At 43.8% G+C, this 25,156-nt stretch carries 26 protein-coding genes, 1 tRNA gene and 1 pseudogene; 15 read left to right on the top strand and 13 right to left on the bottom strand.

All coding sequences use genetic code 11. The annotated features are described in order from the left end of the window. Positions 1-52: 52 nt before the first annotated feature. On the bottom strand, positions 53-583 hold the full coding sequence (ppa, locus tag MARME_RS13890) for an inorganic diphosphatase (RefSeq protein WP_013661899.1): 531 nt from the start codon (positions 581-583) through the stop codon (positions 53-55). Positions 584-859: 276 nt separating this feature from the next. Between ppa and ihfB the strand changes: the two genes are divergently transcribed. From ihfB to MARME_RS13865, 5 genes are all read left to right on the top strand, one after another. Beyond that, entirely contained in the window at positions 860-1,165 is a 306-nt protein-coding gene (gene ihfB / locus MARME_RS13885; RefSeq protein WP_013661898.1) for an integration host factor subunit beta, read from the top strand. Between the two features lie 72 nt (positions 1,166-1,237). Then, the gene (locus MARME_RS13880; RefSeq protein WP_013661897.1) at positions 1,238-1,561 is read left to right on the top strand and encodes a LapA family protein; all 324 of its coding nucleotides are present in this window, start codon (positions 1,238-1,240) and stop codon (positions 1,559-1,561) included. 6 nt (positions 1,562-1,567) lie between these two features. After that, on the top strand, positions 1,568-2,740 hold the full coding sequence (gene lapB, locus MARME_RS13875; protein WP_013661896.1) for a lipopolysaccharide assembly protein LapB: 1,173 nt from the start codon (positions 1,568-1,570) through the stop codon (positions 2,738-2,740). Between the two features lie 34 nt (positions 2,741-2,774). Further along, a complete protein-coding gene (gene pyrF, locus MARME_RS13870) occupies positions 2,775-3,479 on the top strand; it encodes an orotidine-5'-phosphate decarboxylase (RefSeq protein WP_013661895.1) in 705 nt (234 codons plus the stop codon). A 200-nt stretch (positions 3,480-3,679) separates the two neighbouring features. Continuing rightward, entirely contained in the window at positions 3,680-3,985 is a 306-nt protein-coding gene (locus tag MARME_RS13865; protein WP_013661894.1) for a ComEA family DNA-binding protein, read from the top strand. A 127-nt stretch (positions 3,986-4,112) separates the two neighbouring features. On the opposite strand, the gene MARME_RS13860 is transcribed toward MARME_RS13865, so the two are convergent. Both MARME_RS13860 and MARME_RS13855 read right to left on the bottom strand, forming a co-directional pair. Then, positions 4,113-5,825, bottom strand: a complete 1,713-nt coding sequence (locus tag MARME_RS13860) for a SulP family inorganic anion transporter (protein WP_013661893.1) — start codon at positions 5,823-5,825, stop codon at positions 4,113-4,115. 26 nt (positions 5,826-5,851) lie between these two features. After that, positions 5,852-6,727, bottom strand: a complete 876-nt coding sequence (locus MARME_RS13855) for an MBL fold metallo-hydrolase (RefSeq protein ID WP_013661892.1) — start codon at positions 6,725-6,727, stop codon at positions 5,852-5,854. 332 nt (positions 6,728-7,059) lie between these two features. Between MARME_RS13855 and uvrB the strand changes: the two genes are divergently transcribed. The 7 genes from uvrB to MARME_RS22555 all read left to right on the top strand — a co-directional run bounded on the left by uvrB (position 7,060) and on the right by MARME_RS22555 (position 12,022). Then, a complete protein-coding gene (gene uvrB, locus MARME_RS13850) occupies positions 7,060-9,090 on the top strand; it encodes an excinuclease ABC subunit UvrB (RefSeq protein WP_013661891.1) in 2,031 nt (676 codons plus the stop codon). 10 nt (positions 9,091-9,100) lie between these two features. Further along, positions 9,101-9,286 (top strand): hypothetical protein, encoded by a 186-nt coding sequence (locus MARME_RS13845; RefSeq protein WP_013661890.1) that lies wholly within the window; start codon positions 9,101-9,103, stop codon positions 9,284-9,286. A 129-nt stretch (positions 9,287-9,415) separates the two neighbouring features. After that, positions 9,416-9,691 (top strand): EF-hand domain-containing protein, encoded by a 276-nt coding sequence (locus tag MARME_RS13840; RefSeq protein WP_148231032.1) that lies wholly within the window; start codon positions 9,416-9,418, stop codon positions 9,689-9,691. Positions 9,692-9,796: 105 nt separating this feature from the next. Further along, a tRNA-Val gene (locus tag MARME_RS13835) sits at positions 9,797-9,873 on the top strand. A 764-nt stretch (positions 9,874-10,637) separates the two neighbouring features. Further along, complete coding sequence (locus MARME_RS13830) at positions 10,638-10,880, top strand: DUF4177 domain-containing protein (RefSeq protein WP_013661888.1); 243 nt, start codon at positions 10,638-10,640, stop codon at positions 10,878-10,880. Positions 10,881-10,882: 2 nt separating this feature from the next. Beyond that, positions 10,883-11,086, top strand: a complete 204-nt coding sequence (gene yidD, locus MARME_RS22885) for a membrane protein insertion efficiency factor YidD (protein ID WP_013661887.1) — start codon at positions 10,883-10,885, stop codon at positions 11,084-11,086. Positions 11,087-11,485: 399 nt separating this feature from the next. Then, positions 11,486-12,022, top strand: a complete 537-nt coding sequence (locus MARME_RS22555; RefSeq protein WP_013661886.1) for a hypothetical protein — start codon at positions 11,486-11,488, stop codon at positions 12,020-12,022. Between the two features lie 33 nt (positions 12,023-12,055). On the opposite strand, the gene MARME_RS22705 is transcribed toward MARME_RS22555, so the two are convergent. Beyond that, complete coding sequence (locus MARME_RS22705; RefSeq protein WP_013661885.1) at positions 12,056-12,190, bottom strand: hypothetical protein; 135 nt, start codon at positions 12,188-12,190, stop codon at positions 12,056-12,058. 9 nt (positions 12,191-12,199) lie between these two features. Beyond that, complete coding sequence (locus MARME_RS21875) at positions 12,200-12,349, bottom strand: hypothetical protein (protein ID WP_013661884.1); 150 nt, start codon at positions 12,347-12,349, stop codon at positions 12,200-12,202. Positions 12,350-12,429: 80 nt separating this feature from the next. Here MARME_RS21875 and MARME_RS13820 point away from each other — a divergent pair, with 80 nt between their 5' ends. The 3 genes from MARME_RS13820 to MARME_RS13810 all read left to right on the top strand — a co-directional run bounded on the left by MARME_RS13820 (position 12,430) and on the right by MARME_RS13810 (position 14,157). Then, a complete protein-coding gene (locus MARME_RS13820; protein ID WP_013661883.1) occupies positions 12,430-12,789 on the top strand; it encodes a hypothetical protein in 360 nt (119 codons plus the stop codon). A 219-nt stretch (positions 12,790-13,008) separates the two neighbouring features. After that, positions 13,009-13,587 (top strand): hypothetical protein, encoded by a 579-nt coding sequence (locus MARME_RS13815; RefSeq protein ID WP_013661882.1) that lies wholly within the window; start codon positions 13,009-13,011, stop codon positions 13,585-13,587. A gap of 45 nt (positions 13,588-13,632) precedes the next feature. Beyond that, complete coding sequence (locus MARME_RS13810; RefSeq protein WP_013661881.1) at positions 13,633-14,157, top strand: phosphotransferase-like protein; 525 nt, start codon at positions 13,633-13,635, stop codon at positions 14,155-14,157. Between the two features lie 69 nt (positions 14,158-14,226). On the opposite strand, the pseudogene MARME_RS22880 reads toward MARME_RS13810, so the two are convergent. From MARME_RS22880 to MARME_RS13775, 8 genes and pseudogenes are all read right to left on the bottom strand, one after another. Beyond that, positions 14,227-14,427, bottom strand: a pseudogene (locus tag MARME_RS22880) (IS110 family transposase); the annotation flags it as partial. Between the two features lie 79 nt (positions 14,428-14,506). After that, complete coding sequence (locus tag MARME_RS13805) at positions 14,507-16,795, bottom strand: TonB-dependent receptor (RefSeq protein ID WP_013661880.1); 2,289 nt, start codon at positions 16,793-16,795, stop codon at positions 14,507-14,509. Positions 16,796-16,905: 110 nt separating this feature from the next. After that, the gene (locus tag MARME_RS13800) at positions 16,906-17,874 is read right to left on the bottom strand and encodes a siderophore ABC transporter substrate-binding protein (protein WP_013661879.1); all 969 of its coding nucleotides are present in this window, start codon (positions 17,872-17,874) and stop codon (positions 16,906-16,908) included. Positions 17,875-17,886: 12 nt separating this feature from the next. Further along, positions 17,887-18,645 carry an iron ABC transporter ATP-binding protein gene (locus MARME_RS13795; protein ID WP_013661878.1) on the bottom strand — a complete coding sequence of 253 codons (759 nt, stop codon included), beginning with the start codon at positions 18,643-18,645 and terminating at the stop codon, positions 17,887-17,889. After that, entirely contained in the window at positions 18,642-19,592 is a 951-nt protein-coding gene (locus MARME_RS13790; RefSeq protein ID WP_013661877.1) for an iron chelate uptake ABC transporter family permease subunit, read from the bottom strand. Before MARME_RS13790 ends, MARME_RS13795 begins: the two co-directional genes overlap by 4 nt. After that, complete coding sequence (locus MARME_RS13785) at positions 19,589-20,530, bottom strand: ABC transporter permease (protein WP_013661876.1); 942 nt, start codon at positions 20,528-20,530, stop codon at positions 19,589-19,591. Before MARME_RS13785 ends, MARME_RS13790 begins: the two co-directional genes overlap by 4 nt. A gap of 121 nt (positions 20,531-20,651) precedes the next feature. Beyond that, the gene (gene basC / locus MARME_RS13780; protein ID WP_013661875.1) at positions 20,652-21,998 is read right to left on the bottom strand and encodes a putative histamine N-monooxygenase; all 1,347 of its coding nucleotides are present in this window, start codon (positions 21,996-21,998) and stop codon (positions 20,652-20,654) included. A gap of 58 nt (positions 21,999-22,056) precedes the next feature. Continuing rightward, positions 22,057-24,954 (bottom strand): condensation domain-containing protein, encoded by a 2,898-nt coding sequence (locus MARME_RS13775; RefSeq protein ID WP_013661874.1) that lies wholly within the window; start codon positions 24,952-24,954, stop codon positions 22,057-22,059. Positions 24,955-25,156: the final 202 nt, after the last annotated feature.

Raw genomic sequence — 25,156 nt, 5'->3', positions numbered from 1 at the left:
CCGATGCAAATGATATTTGCATCGGCTTTTTTGTAGCAGTTAAATCGCTGAATTATTGAGCGTTATACGCTTCAACACCTTCAACGAGTGCTTTGCGTGCTTCGTCAGCATTCGCCCAGCCATCAACTTTAACCCACTTACCTTTCTCAAGTGTCTTGTAGTTTTCGAAGAAGTGTTCGATTTGGTCACGTAGAAGCTGAGGAATGTCTTCAACGTCTTGGACGTTAGCGTATTCTTTGCTTAGTTTCTCGTGTGGTACAGCAACCAATTTTGCGTCTACACCCGCTTCGTCTGACATGTTTAGAACGCCAACAGGACGACAACGAATAACAGAACCCGCTACAACAGGGTAAGGCGTGATAACCAATACGTCGACTGGGTCGCCGTCGTCAGCAAGAGTATTGTTAACGTAACCGTAGTTTGCAGGGTAGAACATTGGAGCAGTCATGAAACGGTCAACGATTAGAGCGTCCATGTCTTTGTCTACTTCATACTTAACGGGGTTCGCTTCAGCTGGGATTTCGATGATTACGTTGATATCGTTTGGCACATCGCGGCCAGCAGGAATGTTATTAAAGCTCATTGTGTGTCTTCCAATGGTGTTATAAATGCCGAGCATTATAGAAGTTGGGAAGTCTTCGAACAAGTGCCTCGTCCTTTATTGCGACTATAGTTTGACGTTTTCTTCTCAGCTGTTTATTTGAGGGTGAGGTCGATTTATGAGGCGAAAAAGCGAATATTCGTAAAAAATAATAGAAAAAGTTAAGAAAAAGGGGGAGAGTTACGCTATAAGTTATTGCTTTCTTTCCAGATTTAGCTAATCTTAGCAAAGTGATCAAATTCTAGTCGAGAGGACGAGATGACGAAATCTGAGCTGATAGAAATGTTAATCGATCAGCAATCTCATTTGCCTGTGAAAGATGTGGAGCTCGCAATAAAAGCGGTTCTGGATCATATGTCTGAATCTTTGGCAAATGGTGAGCGCATCGAAATTCGCGGCTTTGGTAGTTTCTCACTGCACTATCGAGCACCAAGAGTAGGCCGCAACCCAAAAACGGGTGAATCTGTGGAACTTACCGCTAAATATGTTCCGCATTTTAAGCCCGGTAAAGAACTGCGAGAACTCGTAAATTTGGATGATACAGCTCATCATGAGCTTAATTAATGTGTAAGCGTACTCGAAATTTACACCAGACAACGGCATAATGTAGCGACAGTATTTTTAGGTGGGGACATTATGTTGAAATGGCTTAAACGCGTGCTGTTAGCCGCGTTGCTTATCGTTTTTCTAGTTGTCGGTGTGTTTTTCTCTATTCGCAACCCACAATTGATTACTTTGGACCTCGTTGTATGGCATGGTCCAGAGTTAAGTATCGCTCTCTACCTTATCTTAGCCTTCGCTGCTGGCGCTATTGTTGCCTTGCTGGCAAGTTCTGTTACGCTATTACGTTCTGACCGCCAAATAAAACTCCTATCCAAAAAGCTTGATAAAAATAGATCTGAGTTAGACTCTCTTCGCAAAGCCTCTCTGACGAAAGAGCTTGCGGTTAGCGAGGAGTAGACACACTTGACCGAGTTGGGGTTGTTTCTTGTTCTTTTTATTGCTCTGTTCGTTGGATGGGTGATGGGACGACGTCGTTCTGAAAAGCCGACGAAGCAAGAACTCAAAACCATTTCTTCAGACTACTTTCGTGGTTTAAATCACTTATTGAACGGGCAACAGTCCGAAGCGATTGACGCGTTTGTAGACTCTCTGGAAGTCAACTCCGAAACCTTTGATATTCACCTAACCCTCGGGAATTTGTTTCGAAAAAAAGGTGAGATAGAGAAGGCCATTAATGTCCATCAAAACTTGTTGGCACGTCCAGACATTGGTGAGCGTGAAATGCGCTTGGTTCAATTAGAACTGGCAAGTGACTTTATGTCAGCGGGTTTGCTAGACCGTGCGGAACGGTTGCTATTAAACATTGCTGCTAGAAAAACAGAGTTTCAAGCGCAAATCCTCACTTTACTCATCGACTTATATGAGTTTGAGCAAAGTTGGGACAAGGCCATTCGGATCAGCGAGCAATCACAAAAAGCAAAGCCGTCGGTAAAAGAAGCGCAACGTTTGGCACACTTTCACTGTGAGCTGGCGCAAGTTCAAGTAAAGAAAGAACAATGGAAACAAGCATTCACTCATTTTCGTAACGCGTTGGATGCGGACCCCAAATGTGTTCGTGCCAGTGTTGGTATGGCAGAGGTATTGTGTGAGCAAAGGCGTTACCGTGATGCCATAAAAGAGCTTAAAAACGTCGCGGAACAAGATCCTGATTTTATCCCTGTTATATTACCTAACTTAAAAGACGCGTATCAAAGGGTGTGGTCTGGAAGTGGCTATCACCAATTTCTGGTTGAGCAAAATAAAGACCATTCATCGGCGTCCTTAATTTTGGCGCTCGCTAAGCACTATGCTCAGGATGATAAACGGTTTGCAGAGCAGTTTTTGATTGAACAGCTTCGCATTCACCCTACAATTAAAGGGTTTAAAGAGCTCATTCAAATGCAACTCTCTGAAAGTCAGGGCGTCAACGAGCAGCATTTGAATGTCCTTTTTGAGCTGATCGATCAGCTTACGAAAGCGAAGCATAAATTCCAGTGCCGCCAATGTGGCTTTTCTGGGCATCAACTACACTGGCAATGTCCGAGCTGTAAAAGCTGGGGATCAGTGAAACCTATACACGGTCTTGAAGGCGAATAATCTCAAGGCGAAATTGAAAGAAAGAGGAATACGAATGACCTGCCAATCCCCAATTGTGGTGGCTTTAGATTTTCCAACACCTGCTCAAGCAATCGATATGGCGAAACGCTTAGATCCAGCCCTTTGTCGAGTAAAGGTCGGGAAAGAATTATTTACTAAAGCAGGTCCTGCAATTTTAGATGAATTGCATGCATTAGGGTTTGATATCTTTTTGGATCTTAAATTCCATGATATCCCTAATACGGTTGCAAACGCGGTGTCTGTTGCGGCCAAAGCGGGGGTTTGGATGGTGAATGTTCATGCATCTGGCGGTCGTCGTATGATGGAAGCTTCCGCAAATGCGCTGGCTAACATCCAAGATCATAATACCTTGCTGATTGCTGTAACGGTATTGACGAGTATGGATCAGACGGACTTGCAAGAAATTGGTATCGATTTGTCTCCAAGAGATCATGTCTTGCGCCTAGCAAATTTGGCGAAGTCGTCTGGCATGGACGGCGTAGTCTGCTCCGCACAAGAGTCTCAAATGTTGTCATCTGAGCTTGGCAAAGATTTTGTACTTGTAACACCGGGAATTCGCCCTATTGGATCTGATCAAGGTGATCAAAAACGCATTTTAACGCCCGCTGAAGCAATGGTGCAGGGCAGCCACTATTTGGTCATGGGTCGTCCAATTACTCAGGCCGCTGACCCAATTGCTGTGTTGATGCAAACGAACAAAGACCTCGGTGTTGCTTAGTGTAAGCTTAGCTTGAGCAACTACCGCGCTGCTTTTTCTGGCGAGAAGCGAAGATCTTTCTAGTAAGCTGTTGAGTTAAACGAGCAATCGAGCTAGGCTATCACGTAAGCCGACTCAGGTGAGTCGGCTTTTTTGTGTCTTTTAAAGACGTTTTACTGTGAAACCATGAAGGTTTCGAATTCAGATAAGGAAGTTAAAATATGCTAAATACCGCCATTCAATTATGGGCGCGCACTGCTGCGTGTGCCACACTCTTACTCTCTCTATTGTGTTTCTCGACCGCTGCACTTGCGGTAACGCCACTGGACGTTAATGCTGCGACCGCAGAGGAACTTGCGTTGATATTAAAGGGTGTGGGAACCTCAAAAGCCCAAGCCATTGTCACGTACCGTAATGAACACGGTGCATTTGCAAGCATCGAAGATCTCGTGAATGTAAAAGGCATCGGCTCATCGTTACTGGAAAAGAATCGCAGCTTTATTCGAGTCGCGAAAGAAACGGACTAGTCGTTAATTTGTACTAGTTTGTTCTCTTCAGCACTTCCTCATGTGCGTGCCTGCTGAAAAGTACGTTTAGCATGGGGAAGTGCGTTTAGTGGCTCCTTTCACTGATAAGCTCAACTAACAAATTCAGCTAAGAAGCCTCTAACAATGTTTCGACGGCTTGATGTTGGGTTAAAAAAATGTCGCCGGACAAATGCTGAATAAAAGTGGTGTTCTTCAGTTTGTCCATGACAGGGCCTTTGACTTCAGAAAGGTGCAGCTTTATCCCTGCTGATTGCAACCGAGCGTGGATCATTTCAATACTTTCCAGTGCACTCGAGTCAATCATATTAATAGCAGTGCACATCAGAACAACATGCTTAACATCGCACTGGTGGGCAACTAAGTAATTTACTCTGTCTTCTAAAACTCGTGCATTGGCAAAAAACAGATTCTCATCGATTCGCACTGTAATGATAGAAGGGTGTGTTTCTACCTCAAACCGTTTTATGTTTCGAAAGTGCTCTGTCCCTGGTACTTTGCCGACGACGGCGATGTGAGGGTGACTGGTATGCCATAGAAATAGCATAACCGAGAGCCCAACGCCGGTCATAATGCCCGCCTCGACACTGACTAATAGTACGACTAAAAACGTGGCGATCATCGCCGCCGCGTCGTGTTTTGAGTACTTCCAAACCGATAGAAACGTTTTGATATCGATAAGTTGTACAACAGAAACAATAATAGTCGCAGCAAGCACCGCATTGGGTAGATAATAAAAAGCGTCGGTTAAATAACTGAGCGTAATCAAGATAAATAAGGCGGTTAAAATGCCTGTCATAGGAGTTCGAGCACCAGCATCGAAGCTGACCACAGAGCGAGAGAACCCACCCGTTACTGGGAAGCCCGTACTCATGGCGGAGCTAATATTCGCAGCGCCAAGGCCGATAAGTTCCTGGTTTGGGTCGATACTTTGTCGTCGCTTTGCTGCAAAAGATTGTGCGACCGACACAGATTCAACAAATCCTACAATACTAATGAGCACAATAGAGGGAAGTAGTTCAGATAGTGTGCTCATTTCCCACTCAGGAAAAGCGAATGCAGGTAGGCCATTTGGTACGACACCAACGACACTCACGTCCGCTTTGATCAGTTCAAACCAAATAACCGAAAGCGTTGCTAATAAAACGACAAAGACAGGTGAGGCTTTGGCGACCAATTGGCTCGTGTTTCGAGCGAGACCGAAGCGTTGTAGCATCTCAGGTAAGTAACGTCTAAACCCAATGAGCACGGTAATGGAAGCTACTCCAAGAGCAAAGGTAACATAGTTACTGTTTGGAGCGTTTTCCGCCAAAGAGTGCATGAGCTCAGGCAAATTGTGCCCATTGGCGCGAATACCCAATAAGTGCTTAAACTGCCCGACCGCAATGATGATCGCAGAAGCACTGATAAAGCCCGATATGACAGGGTGGCTAAGAAGGTTCGCTAAGAACCCCAGTTTTAACATGCCCATTCCGAGCAGAAACAGGCCAGACGTTCCCGCCAAGAGAATCGTTATAGCGGTATATTCTGCCGTCCCGGGGGCGGCGAACTCCAACGCAGCGGCGCCAGTCATCATAGAGACAACCGCCACTGGGCCGACGGCAAGCGTGCGGCTGGAACCAAATATAGCATACGCCACAAGCGGCAAAATGCTGGCGTATAGACCGACTTCTGGCGATAACCCTGCGAGCATGGCGTACGCAAGACTTTGGGGGATCAGCATAACAGTGACGATAACGCTTGCTACCAAGTCGGCTTGAAAGTCCGACTTTTGATAGGTCTTTAGCCAGCTAATGGCAGGGATATACCGGTCAATATTCATTTCGGTTCGCTTCTTTTGCTTGATTTCTAAACGGCGTTTAACGGTATTTTTAAATAACGAATGCCGTTGTCTTCAGCTGGTGGTAGCTCGCCCGCTCGCATGTTTACTTGCACTGAGGGAAGAATCAGTTTCGGCATGCTAAGTGTTTTGTCCTTCGTCGTGCGCATCTCACAAAACTCGCCTTCGGAGACACCGCTATGAATGTGTGCATTTGAGCGCTTTTGTTCAGCCACCGTCGTCTCCCATTGGTACTCATCTCGACCGGGGGCTTTGTAGTCATGACACATAAAGAGTCGAGTGCTGTCGGGGAGGGCGAAAATACGTTGTATGGATCGATACAAGGTACTGGCATCGCCACCGGGGAAATCACATCGTGCAGTGCCGTAGTCAGGCATGAATAACGTGTCGCCTACAAACGCAGCGTCTCCGATGTTATAGGTCACGCATGCAGGGGTGTGGCCAGGTGTGTGCATGACCTCAATGGACAGATCGCCCAACGGCAGGCTTTGCGCATCGGACACGAGAACATCAAACTGCGAACCATCTCTTAAAAACTCGGGTTCAGCGTTAAACAAGCTGCCAAATGTCGTTTGTATGGTGGTAATGTGATCGCCGATCACAATGTCGCCACCTAGCTTCGATTTGAGATACGGTGCCGCAGATAAGTGATCAGCGTGAACGTGAGTTTCTAATATCCATTTTAGCGTTAAGTCATATTGCTTGATGTGCTCGATTATTTGATCGGCAGAATCAGAGCTGGTTCTGCCTGATGCGGCATCATAATCCAACACCGAATCAATGATGGCACACTCGAGAGACTTTGGGTCTGTTACGGCGTAAGACACGGTGAACGTTGCTTCGTCGAAGAAAGCAGTAACAAGTGGTTGGTCTGATAATGGCATGTGATTACCTTTAATATGGTTATAAGGTTATTTCTAAATAGAATATACTAAGTTTTTATATTAGTAAAACCTGATTTAATGCGTATATCTTATTAAAGCGGCTTAGTTCTATAGATTTGGTTATATGGGATGGTGGATCTAGCGTACATTTCGAGTGCATTTCTAGTTCACCAAACTGACACCTCGCGTGCGCTGCGAGTTCGAGAGCGACAGACAGTGTTTTTTTAAGTCAATCTTAGGAATCAGCTCGGACGAGAAAGCGAATTTTGCTAAGATAGGGAGGTTGGATAATAGTGATCAACATGAACCAAACTTGAGAGTAGGAAGCCGACGTGACTCAACAATTTGAAGTAGTATCAGCGTATCAACCTGCTGGTGACCAGCCAACCGCCATTGCGAAACTGACTCAAGGCATAGAGGCTGGATTAGCGCATCAGACATTGTTGGGTGTAACGGGCTCTGGTAAAACGTTTACGGTTGCAAATGTTATCGCGAACGCAAAGCGACCTACCATCATCATGGCGCACAACAAAACGCTGGCGGCTCAGCTTTATGGCGAGTTCAAAGAGTTCTTTCCAAATAACGCCGTTGAATATTTTGTGTCTTACTACGATTACTACCAACCAGAAGCCTATGTAGCGGCATCCGATACCTTTATCGAGAAAGACGCATCGGTAAACGAACACATTGAACAAATGCGCTTATCTGCAACAAAAGCCTTGCTTGAGCGCGAAGACGTTATTATCGTCGCAACGGTTTCTGCCATATACGGTTTGGGTGATCCGCAGTCCTATTTGAAAATGATGCTTCACCTTGATCGCGGAGACCGAATTGATCAACGCGCCGTATTACGTCGTTTAGCGGAGCTACAGTATTCGCGCAATGATTTAGTGTTCGAACGAGGGAATTTTCGAGTACGTGGTGACGTGATTGATGTGTTTCCAGCTGATTCGGAAGACACGGCGTTTCGTATTGAGTTGTTTGACGACGAAGTCGATAACTTGTCGATTATTGATCCATTGACCAATAAAACGATTCGAAAAGTCCCCAGAATCACTATCTACCCAAAAACTCATTATGTCACGCCTCGCGAGACCATCGTTGATGCCATTGAAAGAATAAAAACGGAACTCGATCAACGACTAGAACAGCTTAAATCGCTGAATAAACTCGTCGAGTTACAGCGTTTAGAACAACGTACGAATTACGATTTAGAAATGATGCAAGAGCTGGGTTATTGCTCTGGTATCGAAAACTACTCCCGTTATCTATCAGGTCGCCCCGAAGGCTCACCGCCACCGACCTTGTTTGATTACCTCCCTGCTAATGCCTTACTCGTGATAGATGAATCTCACGTTACCGTGCCACAAGTTGGCGCTATGTATAAAGGTGACCGTTCTCGTAAAGAAAACTTAGTGGAATACGGGTTCCGCTTACCGTCAGCATTGGACAACAGACCAATGCGCTTTGAAGAATGGGAATCGATCAAACCGCAGACTATTTTTGTGTCGGCGACCCCCGGCAAGTACGAAGCAGAACATCAGGATTGGGTGGTTGAGCAGATTGTTCGACCGACGGGGTTGATTGATCCAGAGGTAGAAATTCGTCCAGTCGCCACACAGGTGGACGATCTTTTATCAGAGATTAACCTTCGTCTTCCGACAGGCGAACGTATATTGGTCACGACACTGACCAAACGTATGGCCGAAGACTTAACCGATTACCTATACGAACACGGCATTCGGGTGCGTTACCTCCATTCAGATATTGATACCGTGGAACGAGTTGAAATCATCCGAGATCTTCGATTGGGTGAGTTTGATGTATTGGTCGGGATCAACCTACTTCGTGAAGGTTTAGATATTCCAGAAGTCAGTTTGGTCGCGATTCTCGACGCAGACAAAGAAGGCTTTTTACGCTCTGACCGTTCATTGATTCAGACCATTGGTCGAGCGGCTCGTAATGTGAACGGTAAAGCCATCTTATACGCAGATAGAATTACCGGTTCAATGGGGCGTGCCATTGAAGAAACAGACCGCCGCCGTGTGAAACAGCAAGCGTTTAACGAAGAGCACGGCATTGTTCCAAAAGGCATTACCAAATCGGTAGAAGACATCATGGAAGGCGCGTACAACCCCGGCGCAGGTAAAGGTCGAGGCAAGCAAACGCGTAAAGTGGCTGAGGCTTCAAAAGACTATCAAGTCGAAAGCATGGACGATGTGGCAGAAGTACGTAAGGCGATTATTAAACTGCAAAAAGACATGATGGAAGCATCGGAGAACCTGCAATTTGAACTGGCAGCAGGCTACCGCGATCAAATCCGAGTGTTGCAGAAAAAACTAAAAGAAGTTGGCGAACTGTAGAGGGCGAAAAATGTCACTGACATTGCGTAATCGAAATATTATCCGAGTCATCGATGGCGATGTCATCGTAAACTGCACCATCATCAAAATGTGTTTTGATTACGTGGTGGTCGTCTTTCGTGAGAACGAATATAAAGTGCCGTATGACAAAATTGACGAAGTCATTGGGCATGAGCTGCTTGTCCCAGTGAGCTAGCGTTTGAGCGTTTCTTTGTGAAAATGTAAACAAAGACGCAGGAATGAAAAGGCTGCGAAAAGCCGATTACGTCACGGTTCGGGCAGTGTCATACTGAGTGTTATCACCACTTTTAGTATGAATATTATTATGAGCCGAATTATTTTATTAGCGTCCCTCGTCCTGTCATTTTCCACGTTTGCACAAGATCGCCCAGAACCGCCAACTGGAGGAATGGGAGGAAAGCCACCTAGCTTTTCAGACTTTGACCAAAATGGCGATGGCTATATTTCCTTAGACGAAACACGTGGCCCGATGCAAAACGACTTTAACGACATTGACACCAACAGTGACGGGTTATTGACCGAATCTGAGATCGATCTTTTTATGAAAAATCATCGTCCGCCTGAATCACCACGCGATTAGAATTGACGCAAAGCAGAGCCGACAAAAAAGTTTATAAAACCTTAAAAATTATTAGCTTAGTGCTTGCCAATCGAATTCCTCTGCGTATAATAACCACCAATTCGTAGGTCTATAGCTCAGTTGGTTAGAGCGCTACCTTGACATGGTAGAGGTCAGCAGTTCGAATCTGCTTAGACCTACCAACGAATTCTACTCACTTCCTAAGTGAGTCACGAAAGCCGAACCTAGTGTTCGGCTTTTTTGTGCCTGAAATTTATGTCGCAGCGGCTTTTCAGATACCTTCCCGTTACTCAGGGTCGGTGCCAGCGGTGTTTCAGATTCCCTCCCCTTACTCAGGGTCGGTGCCAGCGGTGTCTCAGATTCCCTCCCCTTACTCAGGGTCGGTGCCAGCGGTGTTTCAGATTTCCTCCCCTTACTCAGGGTCGGTAGCAGTGGTGTCCCAGATTCCCTCCCCTTACTTAAGGGGAGGGTTAGGGAGGGGTCAGTGACTCGCTCGAAACAGAAAATCTACCAACAGGTAGCTCAGCCCGTAGCTCATACTAGGACACCTAGCTTGTTACACTCCCACTTTCGTTGATTCATCCGCTTGCTATGTCAGTAAAGTAGCATCAAATTGTCAGAAGCGAGAGCGACTAAGATCTGACTAATCGGCGCTCAGTGGCGTAACGAATTGACTAAAGGAACAACCATGATCAGGCGAAAGGTTCTGAGGGATTAGGCTTGCCAATTACCTACAATCTGGGTAAAACTAAAGAGATAGTCGAGCAGAAAACGTTCAAAAAGAGTCTTCTTCGTCTGATTTAGAGACAAGAGCACTCGAAAACACACCGCAAAGACACAGGGAGGTCGCATCATGAAAAAAGCAAATTCCCTATATAAAGACGCGGCAGTTTAACAGACGATTATATTTATTAGTACGCATTAAATCATATAAGGAAAATAATTAATGTTTGAATATAAAATGGTTCAAATTCCACCAAATATAGCTGTTCAAATGAAGGCCCATAAAGGAAATGAAGCTGCTGCATACTTAGAAGGTGTTGTAAATGAACACGCATCTGATGGGTGGGAATTTCAGCGTGTTGACAGTATTGGTGTTGATGTTCAACCTGGCTGTTTCGATGCCCTTAGTGGAAAGAAAGCTGAAAGAAATAGTTACTATGTAATAACATTCCGTAAGGAAAAGTAGCTTTGATTTGGCTATCTATAAAATTAATACTCTTTTACCGGGCAATCGCCCCAAAGAGACTACGTAATTCGTGTTTATTTGAGCCGACCTGCTCAGAATATGCGATTTTAGCTCTTAAAAAGTATGGTTTTTCTAAAGGTTGGTCCCTTTCATTTAAACGAATTACTAACTGTAAGCAACCTAATGGGGGAGTAGATTACCCATAAATATAACAAGGAAATCACGTCGGATATATTAGCAATACAGGCCACCCTTAACTTTTCACTATTGGTTAAGTCGCGTCAAATTGTCAGAAGCGAAAGCGACTAAGATCTGGCTAATTGGCGTTCAAACAACCGTGATCAGGTGAAAGGTTCTGAGGGGTTAGGCTTGCCAATTACCTACAATCTGGGTAAAACTAAAACGTTCAAAAAAGAGTTTTCTTAGTCTTATATAGAGACAATAGCACTCTAAAACACATCGCAAAGCCACAGGGAGGTCACACCATGAAAAAAGTAAATCTCCTATGTAAAGACGCGGCAGTTCAACAGACGGTTATAACTGCGGTTAAGTTGCCGTATGACCCTTAATTGTTGTAAGCGATAGAGATCACGGGAATAGTATCGATGCTTTGGAAAGAACCGGATTCGGGGGGAGATGGCCCTCCTGATTTACTTGAATTAGTTTCAAGTTTTAAAAGAAAAGTTAAGGAGTCGTTCCAATTAAAAGGACGATCATCTGATGTTGATGAAAGCGAAGAATTAATAGCCAAAGGAACTCACGATTGTACAGCTGACAAAAGAAGTTATTTTTTAGAACTGTATATTAAGTGCCGAAGCAGCAATAAAACAATTAAGAAAATAACGGTTACAAAGCCTTATAAAGTAGCTGCTTTGCTGACTGTTGTTTCATTTGGTGCAAGCCAGTTCATCGAGTATGTTGTTACTGACAATCGATATCCGTTAGGTGTTGAATACAGTTTACTAGATGTGTGTGTAAATTCTTCCGGTTACGCAATTCCATATGAAGGCTATCGATCAAAAAAGAAAATTTGCTTATGCGCTTTGGAGGAAACTATGAATGAAATTTCTTACATCCGCTACAAGGTCGATGAAGACAGATTTCAGGAGGTATTTAGGGATAACGCGAAAGAATGCAAGTAGCCTGCTTTAGTACCGCAGGCTACTCGTTAATGTTTAATCTTCTAAATACTCCTCGTTGTTTGGATTGTGAGCATCGGCCCAATCATCCATGTCAGCGTCATTGTTTGGGTTGTTTATATCTGACCAAAGATCAAGTTCTTCGTCAGTCATGTTTGATGTGTCTGGCATAGTAAGTCCTTATTTGGCCTTGGTGCTATTTTTAGCAGCCGCCGATTGCGCCTTAGCTGCGAAAGAGCCTTTCGGGGTTTTTCCGCCATTTGCTTTGGCGGTGGCTGACTGAATTCTTGCAGCAGCGGCCGAGGTCATGGGAGTCTTGATTTTAGACATGTTAGTCTCCTTAATTAAGTTAAATGTTGACCATCCCCGCTGGGATGGAAAATAGAGATTAGCAAACGAGAGGGGGACAAATGGGGACAGTAAGTACTCAAAAACTTCAGACCGAGATAAAGTCAATATTGGGGAAGCTTAAATGGTCTCATAAAAAGCTGGCCAGAGTCGTTTATGCCGAAAGAAACGATTTTGATAATGAGGATGAGATAGTTAGATTTGAAGAGTCCTTTAAAAAGGACTTGTCTCGACCAACAACCAAGCCAGAACGACTATCAGAGTATCTCATGATTCTCTCCCAACAAGACGAATTTCAAAAATCAGGCATGATTCTTCCTGTATATACAAAAAGCGGGGTTCTCAGTGAGACAATGGAAGAAGGCATGAAAGATATATCTTTATTCATTAATGGCTTGATAACCGATGAAAAAGGCTTATAACAATGCTATGAACTCGGACTGCAAAAAACCGCGCCGCTCGTACCTCACTATGCAGCTTTTTGGCTCTGACTATGGTTGGCGTTAGTTTATAGGGGAGCAAATGGAAGACTTAACTAGAATTTACTCAAAGAATCTTTTTTTCACGGCCTGTGTATTTGTAATGGGCCTTGTGATCCCTTATGCAAAAGGGCACTTTTAGCAGGGTGGATCTTAGTTTTATTGGCGGTTGTTCTCTATGGTTATATAGGTAAGCTGCTAATTGATCTCATCAAACAGCTAAGCAAAAAGGAAACTTCAATCAAAGAGCTTAAGTTCTTCTTCATTACATTGGCAGTGCTTTGTGCTGGCGGTTATTTTTTTATTGGAGTAATCGATGCAAAAGAGCAAATGATATCCGGCCTACGAGAGATTAAGGCTGTCGACAATTATGATTTGTTCTCATTCGACGGTTTCTTTAGTTACTTTCAAGACCTCACTCTTACTTATCTGAATAGCTTATATTACTCAGTAGTTGTTATGGCAACTTTAGGGGACTCGAAAATTGTCGCGGAAGATGGATTCAGTAGAATTATTATTGCCTTTGAAGTGGGGGCAGCCCTTAGCCTAACGATTTTTAAAATTGGTGAATATTATAGTGAGCGATCCTCGGCAGAAATTATGGAAACAGAGCGCCGAATATTAAGCGAGGTACAAAAAATCAACTCTAGCTATACGTTTGATTCTGAAGCTGGCTTTTGGGAGCGTACATTTATGAAACTAACTATTAAGTCCAGCCGAAGCAGAAAAGCGCGCGGCTAATTTAGGCATTATGTTTCAGAGCTTACCAAATAGAAGGGACTCTTAATGTCATATCAACTAATTGTAATTGACGGTCCATCATGCGTGGGCAAAACGCAGTTAGCGAAAGAATTGCAGAAGCAATTGTCTCACGAAGTCTGGCTTAATTTTTCAATTGATACCATCGTTTATACCTTGCATCAGATGATTCTAGATGGGTGTAATTATGAGAATAAGTGGGACACTCTTGACCGTAATGCGCTATTGGCAGGTACATTTTCATGCGTAAAGAGCCTATTGGACTGCGGTAACAAGGTGATTTTTGATGTTGTCGTCTCTACCGATCGTCGAGCAAATGAACTGTTAGGCTACCTAAATGAGTTTCGCGTTTTTTATGTAGGTTTAACCGCTGAGTGGGCGTGTTTAGAGCAGCGTGTAAATGCGCGTGAAGATCGCACGTTGTCTGAAGTAAAGCATGGGTATGAAACGACACCGAAGCATCTACCTTATGACATTCTAGTAGATACGACACAATGTGATTCGGTGTTAGTTGCGAAAGACGTTATCAAGGCGATGACACTAAAAGTTTAAAGCATCATCGTACATGAAACATAGCAAGAGGCTGTGGTGTCAATCGGTAGCTTAAACCTTTGGTGTTTGTCACATTGACCCATATCTGTCCATCGAATTTAAAATAGCAATTACTTTTTGATGTCAGGTTGACGCAGGTAATTATCGCGACTTTTTTGGCTTTCCTGATGTGACTCATCGTTGATACCGTTCCTTAAAAATGGAATTGGACTGAATGGTTGACACCATGGCCATGTATAGAACTGTGCGTACTTGATCTCGTCCACTTTTACCCATAAAAAAGGGCTGCATTAATTCATAATGGAGCCCTTAACGTTTGTATTATCTAACAGGTTTTAGCTTTAATATGTTAGAAGTTTACTGATGCTGAAACGTTGACGCTACGACCTTCTACTAAACCTAGATCGTTATAACTCGCTGTTGTCCAAGCTTCTTTATCTGCTAGGTTTTTGATATTCGCTCGGATGGTTACCGGCAGTTGAGCGATTGTTGTCGCATATCGAGCTCCCACATCAAAGATTGTGTAACCTGAAATAGAACTTCCATTGTCAGCGTTCAGGTATTGGCTAGAGACAGAGTTTGCATTGGCCGTTAAGGTTAGGTTTCGTACAAATGAAGTGTCCCACTCAGCCCCTAACTTTGCTTGCCAATCGGGAACGCCAGCCGCTTGATTGCCATCATTACTGCCTCCACTGGTAGCAGTGAGTTCGGCGTCGATGTACGCAAGTCCACCCATTAGACGTAGATTGTCAAGCGGTGAACCAAAGAAGTTCCACTCAAGTCCGCGGTTGCGCTGCTCACCATAGTAGCCGAATATATTGGTATCAGTATCGGTATAACTACTGGGCTTTTCAATCTCATAGAGGCTGATAGTATGTGTAAACAGGCCTTGATCAAGCTTTAAGCCAACTTCCTTCTGCTTAGTCTTGTACGGTGAGAAGATCTCTCCAGCATTCTCAGGCACCGTAGCACCGCCTCTAGCCGTGGTAGGTGCTGTATCCCCTTTGTTAAGCCCTTCAATGTAGTTAGCGTAGACCGATATATCATCCGTCAGTTTGATGACTAATGCAGCAGAAGGTGTAACGGCACTTTTGTCGTATTCAGTACCTGCTGATAACATACCGCCAGTTTGCGCTGTTTTAACTTGCTGATGACGCGCCCCCAATGTCAGTTGGTATTTGTCTTCCGCAAAAGAGAGCGTATCGGCTAAGCCGAAGCTGGTCAGGGTCGTTTCCGTCGTTAATAGTAGTGGGAAATTTAAGTCTATACCATCCGGGAGTGTTCCCCAGTCAGGGTTATAAATGTTGCTATTGATTGTGACCCCTCCAAATCTGCCAGCATACAAGTTGTATGTTTCGTCATAACGAGTCACATTGGTGGCGATTTCATGAATGACGGAGCCTGTTGTAAACTCGCCATTCAAGCCGATTTCGAGTGCAGTCCTTTTAGTATCATCACTTACGCCACCTAGCGTTGTTTCTATATCGCCAGCTGAGTTGATGATTTCCGCGCTGTCGGCACTCAATCCTGTATAGTTCCATTTAGTTACACCAGTCTTAGCGTATACGCTAAGCTGCTTACTGATTTCGTGTTCTCCTTGAATCATTGCTCCTTTCGTTTCGTTCTCATAAAAGGCCCAACTTGGATTTAAAAGGGTATCGGTGGAAGGAGGTGAAGGAATATCGACGCCCGATGCGACGGTAACACCCCGAGTCGGTGCATCTACATTTTCTTTTGTTTGATAAATATCTGCGGAGATTTTTGTTCGATCACCTCGCCAATCTAAACCAATCGAACCTAACTGTGATTCGTTTTCTTGATGGTCAATGGTTCCGTCACCCGATAAAAAAGCACCGTTTACACGTATGCCTAAGCTATTAGCTTCACCAAATCGTCGACCCACGTCAAAGCTTGCACCAATTTGAGAGTCGGAGATATATTTGGTCGTTAATTGAGTGAGTGGCTCATCATGCGCTCGTTTCATTGTCAGGTTAATTGTTCCACCTACAGAGCCATTTGGGGCCATACCATTTAGCATGGCAGAGGGGCCTTTCAAGACTTCAACACTCTCATACATTTCTGTCGCGCTGCGGTAGTAAGGCGCCATACCTGCTAAGCCATTCACTGTGGCATCGTTGCTGTTGGAGGTGAAGCCGCGAATCGCGTAGCTTTCTCGGCTTTCACCACTGGTGTTGCTGGTATAAACCGCTGGATCTGTTGTGCTGATGACATCGGAAATATCATTGGCTTGAATGTTTTCGATGTACTTTTCTGTATAACCAATGGCACTAAAAGGGGTATCTAAAGGGTCTTTATCCCCTAAAAAGCCAGTGTGGTTAGAGTCTAAAACTTGTCCGTCTGTGCCCGAGTAAACGGGCTTTTTTTCTTTTGAGGAAACGACTTTCAGTACAGGAAGCGTGACACTGCTTTTATCCTCTTCGAGATCGCTTGCTTTCTCTGTTTCTGTCTCTGTCTCTGCAAGCACGCTAGGGCTGTATAAGTAAGCTGCGCTCGCCGCAATTGCTAAGCTAAGAGCTGTTTTCTTAAACAGGCTGGATTGCTCTGTCTGGGCACTTTTTTTGTGCTTGCTGTTTAGGTTGGTCTGGTGTAATTCAAGTTGAGAGTGTAGAGAACTCATGTAACATCCTATTGTCGTTGTTATAGATTATAAGTGGTTTGCCTTAATAATATGTATAATAATCGTATTGTTAATGATAGTCATTATCAATAAAGTGCAAGAAAATTGATTTATTCTGTTTTATATCCCTTAGTAATGTCATCCAGCATGATGTTGATGGCAGTTGGACTTGAGGCTGCTATGTACCATGCGTCTGCATCCACAAACACAACATGGTTTGTTTTCCATGCTTTGGTTTGTCGCAAAAGAGGGTTACTTACATCGTCATAGTTAATCGTTGAGCGACGTTCCATGACTGCGGTTCGATCAACAATATAGAGAATATCTGGATCCGCTTGTTGGATGAACTCACTAGAGATTGGCTGTCCATGTAACGAGGCTTCAGCCACCTTGCTGGCCGTTTTAACGCCCAGTTCTTCGAAAACAAAGCCGTAACGTGAGTTTGGACCGAGGTTGCGGAAAGCACCATTGTTATGAAGTACCACCAATGCCTTTTCAGGGCGGCTGCTTGCTAATTGTTGTACTTGTTTTACTTTGCTTTGCAATTGTTCGACTTTTTTCTCAGCGAGCTCTTCTTTGCCGAAAATTTGCCCTAACGTGGTAAGGTGTTCTTCTACTTTGGTAATATGGTTTTTGATGCTGTCATCAAAATGTAGGGTGGGTGCAATATCTGCTAATTCTTGATAGTTTGCTGCGTGCAAAGGGGTCATTAAAATGAGGTCGGGCTTTAACGTGTGCACGCGTTCTATATTGGGTTGAACAATGGCACCTAAATCTTTAATAGATGTATCATTCTTATACTGTTTTAGGTAATGAGGGACGTAGTCTTTCACCATGCCTGCGATAGGTATCTCTAGTTGGTCTAGAAAGTCCACTTCATTCATGTCCAGTGCTGCCACTCGTTGTGGACGGTGGTCAATCACAGCAGTGCCCAGTTCATGAGTGACGGTGATAGGTTTAGAAAATTGATCGGTGGTAGAAGATGCAGTGGCGGCTGACTTATCCTCGCATCCCTGCAAAGTGATGGCTAGAACACCCAGAGTGGCAAGCCAATATTTATTTTTAATACGTAGATTCATACTATTCTCCATTTACTTATAGTAGTTGCAAAGGCAACCCCGTGGGCCTCGAACAATGTCAAATTCCAGTTCGTATAGATCGCTGAGGTTTGCTTCCGTGATAACGTTGTCTGAGGGACCACTGAAATGCAGTTCTCCCCCTTTCAACGCGACGATGTGATCTGAATAATTCGCGGCAAAGTTAATATCGTGTATGACTAAGACAACCGTACGTTCGTATTCATCGCAAAGACGGCGGAGCGCTTGCATAATCTGTACGGCGTGTTTCATGTCCAAGTTATTTAACGGTTCATCTAACAATAAAATGTCTGTTTGCTGGGCGATGGTCATGGCTAAAAAAGCCATTTGTCGTTGGCCACCGCTAAGTTCATCCAAATAGGCTTGACGTAAAGACTCCAAGCCTAAAAAAGCGATTGCTTCATCGACAATACGCTTATCTTCCTGTGTTAATGCGCCTCGGCTGTAGGGAAAACGTCCAAAAGAGATTAGCTCATCGACGGTCAAACGTAAGTTGAAGCCGGGTGACTGGCGTAGCGTCGCAACATGATGAGCGTATTGAGACGTTGGTATGTTATTAATATCTTTATTTTTTAGTGTTACATGACCGTTAGTGGGCTCTAATAGCTTAGCCATCATCATTAAGAGGGTGGACTTACCCGCCCCATTTGGTCCTATCAGCGAAGTAACGCTTTTAGAAGGAAACTCTAAGTCAATATTATTGAGTACGGGTTGTTTACCGTAATCTTTGCGAAGGTTGTGAACAGAGATCATGAGGTCCCTCTAGAACGGACAATCAAAAGAATAAAATAAGTACCGCAGACAAGGTTAACGAGGATGCTGACACTGGTTTTATAGTTGAAAACATGCTCAACGAAGAGCTGCGCAGTGAGAAAAATTACGATCGAAATAGCGCAGCCAAGCGGCAGTAAAATTTTGTGTTGATGTCGGCTTGCTAGGGCGTAAGCAATATTGGCAACAAAAACACCCATAAAAGCAGTCGGACCGACTAAGCTGGTGGAGACGGCGACTAGGATGGCAATCAATGCAAGATACAACTTCACATAGCGACGATGATCCACACCAAGCGACATAGATTGTTCTCGACCCAGCGCCATTACATCCAGTAGCGATAGTTTTTTGTAGCCAAACCAAAGTGTCACTAAAACCACAATGGAGCCATACAAAAGCGTATCGGACTTTGAACGGTTAAATGAGGTATAGCTTAATCCCTGAAAAATCGAGAACTCGCTTGGGCTGATACTCAGTTGGATATATTGTGTGGCGGTACTAATGACCATTGTAAGTACTAGGCCAAACAGCAATAGTTTGAAGATATCTTGTTTACAGCGAGGTAATAACCAAGCATGAAGAGCCCAAGAATATGACAACATCAAGACCAAAGAGAAGATGAAGCTGCCACCGCTGCTTAATAGGTTCTGGCCTTGGGCTCCCAAAAGAAACAGCAATAGAGCTTGCCACAATAGATAGACCGCTTCATAGCCCATAACCGAGGGAACTAGGATGCGATTCCCAACAATGGTTTGAAAGACAATCGCAGACACGGCTAAGCATATACTCGCCAAGATGATCGTTGCCAAGCGAACTAGGCGCTTTGGAATGATATAGTCAAAATCTAACCCAGAGTCTATAAAAACAAACGCGATCATTAAGAGAATAATAACGATCAGTGTCGTGCCGATTTTTACGGTCGTGCTCATCGTACCCCCTTTAAAATCAATGTAAGGAAGATGATTCCACCGACACCACCGGCGGTTAAGCCAATAGGAACTTCAAAGGGGTATAGCAATAAACGTCCTAAAATATCGCATATCAATAGTAAGCACGCCCCACCCAACGCTACCATTGGCAATGTTCGAGATAAGTTTTCGCCGTATTTTAATGCTACGAGGTTGGGTATAACGAGGCCAACAAAGGGAATTGCGCCAATGGTAATAACCGAAGTTGCTACCGTTATTGATACAAGGATCAGGCCGAGCGTGGCTGTCCAGGCGTAGTTGAGCCCAAGACTCGCTGACATGTCTTGCCCCATACCCAAAACGGTAAAACGATGCGCATAGGCGTAGGCTAAGATTACAATGGGGACAATAAGATAGATTAACTCATAATGACCTTGGACGACTTTTGAGAAGTCGCCTAGTAGCCAACCTTGCATACTTTGTAGAATATTATTTTTGTAGGCATAAAACTCTGCTACAGAGCTTAAAACGCTGCCATACATTAAGCCTAATACGGGGATTAAAACGGTATTTTTAAATTCGATACGGCGAATAATAGCGATAAAGAGTAGGTTGGCCAGTAAGCAAAAGACCACGGCAAACAAGACTTTGTTAGTGACGGTGGCGCTTGGCAGCATAGTCAACGACACCAGTACGCCCAATTTAGCAGCATCTAATCCGCCAGATGTTGCTGGCTCCACAAATCGATTTCGAACAATGTGCTGTAAGATAACGCCACTAATTGATAGTCCTACTCCAGTGAGGACAATAGCGACGAGTCGAGGTATGCGGCTTGCGGTGAGTGTAAGCCATACGCTTTGCGATCCATCTAATAACGCTTGCCAAGCAATAGGTCGAGAACCGACCATAAGCGAGACTAAGCACAATAGGAAAAATATTACAGATAACCTTAATGCCATTCTAAAAACAGTCACTTTATGTTTAAACTAAAAGAGAGAGAATGGCTTCTTGGTAAAATAAAAGACTAAAAACAGTCTTCTCTGTAAGAAGCCATTATGCAACATTATTTTTGAGACGTGGTTAGAGAGCGCTAAAATCGCATAGCGTCGCGTCTTCCGGAATACCGTAATTTTGGAAAGCAGTTGACTTTGATATTCTGTAATATGGCTTATCGAGAACCTGATTAATAATGTGTGCGTTTCTGTACGCGCCGATGCCGAGGTCGGGGCCACCTACACCTTGTTGATATATTTCAGGGTTTTGTATGAAAATTTTTCCGCGTCCGCTGTCACAACGTTGCGCGCTAAAATCTTTATTCACAATAAAGTCGTTATTAGCATCGGTCTCTAAAACGGATCCTTTAAGCTGTTCTAGCCAGGAAGGCCAGTGATGCTTATATCCTGTCGCCGCAATGACGGCGTCCGACTCTAAAAAGTAAGTTTGTTTGAGTTGGGTATGCTCACATTCAATTTTTAAACCATTCGTGAGGCCGATCTGTTTTATGGATTTAACACTGCAATTTGGACTTAATGTTAACCCCGGTGTGCGGCCACCAATGGAGCGTTCATACAATAGATCAAAGATATCGCTAATGGTCGAGCAACTAATGCCTTTGTATAATAGACCTTGATTGCTGGCAACTTCACGACGCTTATCTCGTGTTAACGTTTGAAAGTAGTCCATATAAGCGGGAGTAAAGCATTCCTGACCCAGTTTAGAATATTCCATAGGATGATACCCCGCTGATTGGGTAATCCATCGAATTGAAGCGCCTTGATCCACTTGCTCTGGTGTCAACGAGCGGAATAAGGCTAACACGCATTCGGCTGCGCTTTGTCCCGACCCTACCACTGTGACTTTCTGGCACTGCATTAGCGTTTCTTGTAGATCCGCGAATTCTGAGGCGTGACGTGCTAAAGGGTGATCGCACTGTGCGAGCCATTGAGGAATATTCGGTTGAGTCCCAACACCGACAGCAAGGTGTCTACTAGAATATGTTTTTGTTTGTCCAGAAGCTAATTCGCTATGAACAGTAAATAGATCGCTCTCATCATCATAAGAAACATGACTTACATTTTCGCCAAAATGGCAATTCTCTAGCTGATCAACAGCCCAACGACAGTAATGATTGTACTCAACGCGTGGTATCAAAAAGCTTTCATAATAATAAAACTGATACAAGCGATCTTGTTGATGTAGGTAGTTTAAATAGCTTAGTTTGTGGCATGGGTCAGCCATCGTAACTAAGTCAGCGAAAAAAGGGACTTGTAGCGTTGTGCCTGATAATAAAAGACCCTTATGCCAATTGAACTCTCTATTTCGCTCTAAGAATACAGATTCTATATCACTATGCTTTGATAATAATGCGGCTAAGCCAAGATTGAATGGCCCAAGGCCAATTCCTGTAATAGTGTTATTTATGTCCATTTTAATCTGACTCCGATAAATGAGATGTGTCGTTTCGGTGATTTAAAAATTGCGGTTTTTAAATAGACTTTTTTAATAAGTGTTCAACTTCATTTATGTTGCGACACTTAATGATGTCTTTTACTGACATTTTGAGAGAGAAAGTGTCATTTAAGCTGCTCATAATCCTTTTGAAATGTTGCGGTTTTAACCCCATGCTCATAAAGTTAGTGTCTTTATCAAGCTGCTTAGAGCCTTGTATTCCTATCACATCCGAATAAACTCTTGATATCTGATCTTGCATTGTTTGGTTGTCGTCGTGGGGTAGGCTTTTATCGCTACCTGGTGACTTCTTTTGTCGATCAATCAGATAATTAGAGGCATCAAAGTGAAATTCTTGCGTATTCACAATGTCATGAATCGCTGTTTTTAGAGCTTCAAGCAAGCTCATGACCGCAGAGGCTTCCAACGCGTCTATCACGTAGTCAATACTGAATATCAGCCCACCTTCTTTTTTCTTAGTAAATCGAATATCCATCGCTATTTGCGGCGTTTGTGTCAATCCACTGGCTAACTGCATAGTCTGATCTTTAGGGGGCGTGGGCCAAGAAAGCCCATTAGTAATAACGACAGGTAGGATCGGTTTCGCATTGCATTGTTCGACCAATTGACGTGCGATGTCGACGCCAGAAAATGACAGATATTGGAGCCCTTCATGGATGTCATTCTGTAGGTGCTTAGCTTTACCTGTGAGATCTAGTTGGTTGTGTTCCCAGGTAACGGCTATGAACGTCGAACGATTCGCTAGTGCACCTGAGTATAGAGGCAGAACCGGTAGCGCAGTGTAGATAAATTGGTCTTTTGACCAATACGCTAGTATTTCCAAAATGACGGACATGATGGCTGTATTTTTAAATAAGCCACGCTTAGCCGATAGTTTATAAAACTGACGATAGACCTTTTTATCTAGGGTGATATTGAGTCGTTCGAATTTTGCATCATTAATGCTCTCAAGAGGTTTTCGCCATGGAATTTGAGGAGCAAGTTTGATATCAGATAATTTTGTGCACCAGTATTCCCGCGCAGCTTCTCTGGGTACATCATTTTCTGGCTCATCCTGCTCTAACACCAAGGGCTCTGAATGGATGTCTTCTGACGCAAACAATTCATTCATGATCGTTGCAATGGCACGCCCATCGAGTATTAAAGCATCGAAACGAGCAAAGACTACAAGTTGCTCATCTGCCACTTTAAATGCCGTAATATTCCAAGGGGGTAGGTCTAAGTCAAACAGAGCGTGTGTGTATCTCGCTCGGTAACTGTCCATATAAACGGAGGCGGCTTGAGCTGACATCTCACTTAAATCGACCTCTATTAAGTTGGCGACGGCCTTTTTATGGACCGTTTGCGTGAGTTTATCTGGACAAATGTAGGTTCGCAGACTGTCGTGTTTCTTGATCAGCGAGTTAAGGCGCTCACGTAGAATCGGTAGAGAGAAATGACCTTTATATTCACGAAACTCCTGCATGGCGACGCCTCCCAATGGAAGCAAATTCGTACGTCCCAATAAATAAGCTTGTTGTATGGCAGAGAGTGGTTCTTCTTTCGGAGTCTGTTGTTGGTTTTCCTGATGCGTCGATGAACTTTTCCCATCGATAGTGTCAAGTAGGGTATTGCAGTCATGATCAAACAAATCTGGAGTGTGACATAGCGCTTTTAGAGTCTTTACGAAAGTGGTAAATACTTGGTTAACCCAGTGCAGCTCTAACGCATCTAAACGAATATCCCAATTGATTAAAACGCCGTTATCAATTCTTACTACTTGAGCATCGAGAGCGACTTGTGGGCCTTGGGATATACTCCAGTCCATTGAGCCAAATGCTTGTGTCACCTTTTCAGAGAAAAGTTTGCCACCAGATAAGTCTAATGCCGCGGTAAATACTACTGGCGCAATTTGTGTACTGCCATGATGGCGCGATAAATCGCGAAGTATATTAACGCCCGAATAATGAGAGTGTTCGAGCAGATGTACCATTTTAGACGCAATTTCTTGTGTGAAAGAGGCTAAACTTCGATGTTTTGCTTTATTGATATTCAATAAAAGGAAATTTGCAAAATCTCCTACGCAGCGGTCTGTCTCCGCCAAAACTGGTGCACGCCAAAAGGTTGGAACATTCAGTCTGAATTGACTATCTTGGATAAATTGATCAAGTGTGAATGCGAAGACACCCACAAATAAACTGGATAAAGTCAGCGTATTCTGACGAGCCAGAGTTTCGATTGATGTCAATTCACTAAGCGAAAGCCTCTCATGAAGACAATGGCTTTGCGCTGCGTTTGACGCATCTTTGATAAAGGGCAATGATGGGGCTGGGGCGATATCTTTCAAACGAGCCTGCCACCATTGACGATCACGTGTAGAGAGTTTGCGGTACTCACTATGATTCTTTAGCGCAGCGTGCCAATCAAAGAAAGACGGGACATTGGTGAATTCGGATTCAATATCGAAATAGAATTGCGCCAGATCTTCCATTATCAATCGAAAACTAGAGGGATCTACAGCAATCATATCGCTGTCAATGTGTAGGCGAAAACGATCCAGATCTATAAGACTTGCCGAGAATCGAATGACCTGACCACGGTTTAATTCTAATCGCTGATGCGTCCATTCATTACGTTTCTGCAATAGCCTTTCTTGCTTCGCCTGCTCGGTTAATTCCTTCAGGTCTTCTATTTCGAGAATGGGTGAGGGGGTATTAGGTATCTCTTGAATGTTAGCCTGACCGTCTTGGCACAAGATCATCCTAAGTATCGCATGTTCTCGATAAAGACGTTGAAGTGCCCACTCTAATTGGTGCAAATCAAGTGTTCGAGTATTAAATTCCGTGTAGAGATGCGCTGAAACACCTCCCAAAAAAACTGAATTGGCGTCACGTCCAAACCAGCATGCTGCCTGCATTGGGGTTAAATCGTTCATGTGCGTATACTTGGTTGACATCCTGATAATGATAAGCAATGCTACATGTTAATGATAATGATTACCATATATTTTCATGAAGGTTTTATCATTAATATGACGTTGATCAATAAAGAAGGGAACCTTTGTCGATGACTTATCTAATGCCAGACAAAGCTATTCAGCCAAGCTGGTGTCTATTTCAAGTTTACTCACTGAAACA

The sequence above is a fragment of the Marinomonas mediterranea MMB-1 genome (genome assembly GCF_000192865.1).
GTDB classification, from domain to species: domain Bacteria; phylum Pseudomonadota; class Gammaproteobacteria; order Pseudomonadales; family Marinomonadaceae; genus Marinomonas; species Marinomonas mediterranea.
The sequence above is the reverse complement of the archived record's forward strand: the minus strand, read 5'-3'. Positions and strand labels throughout refer to the sequence as shown.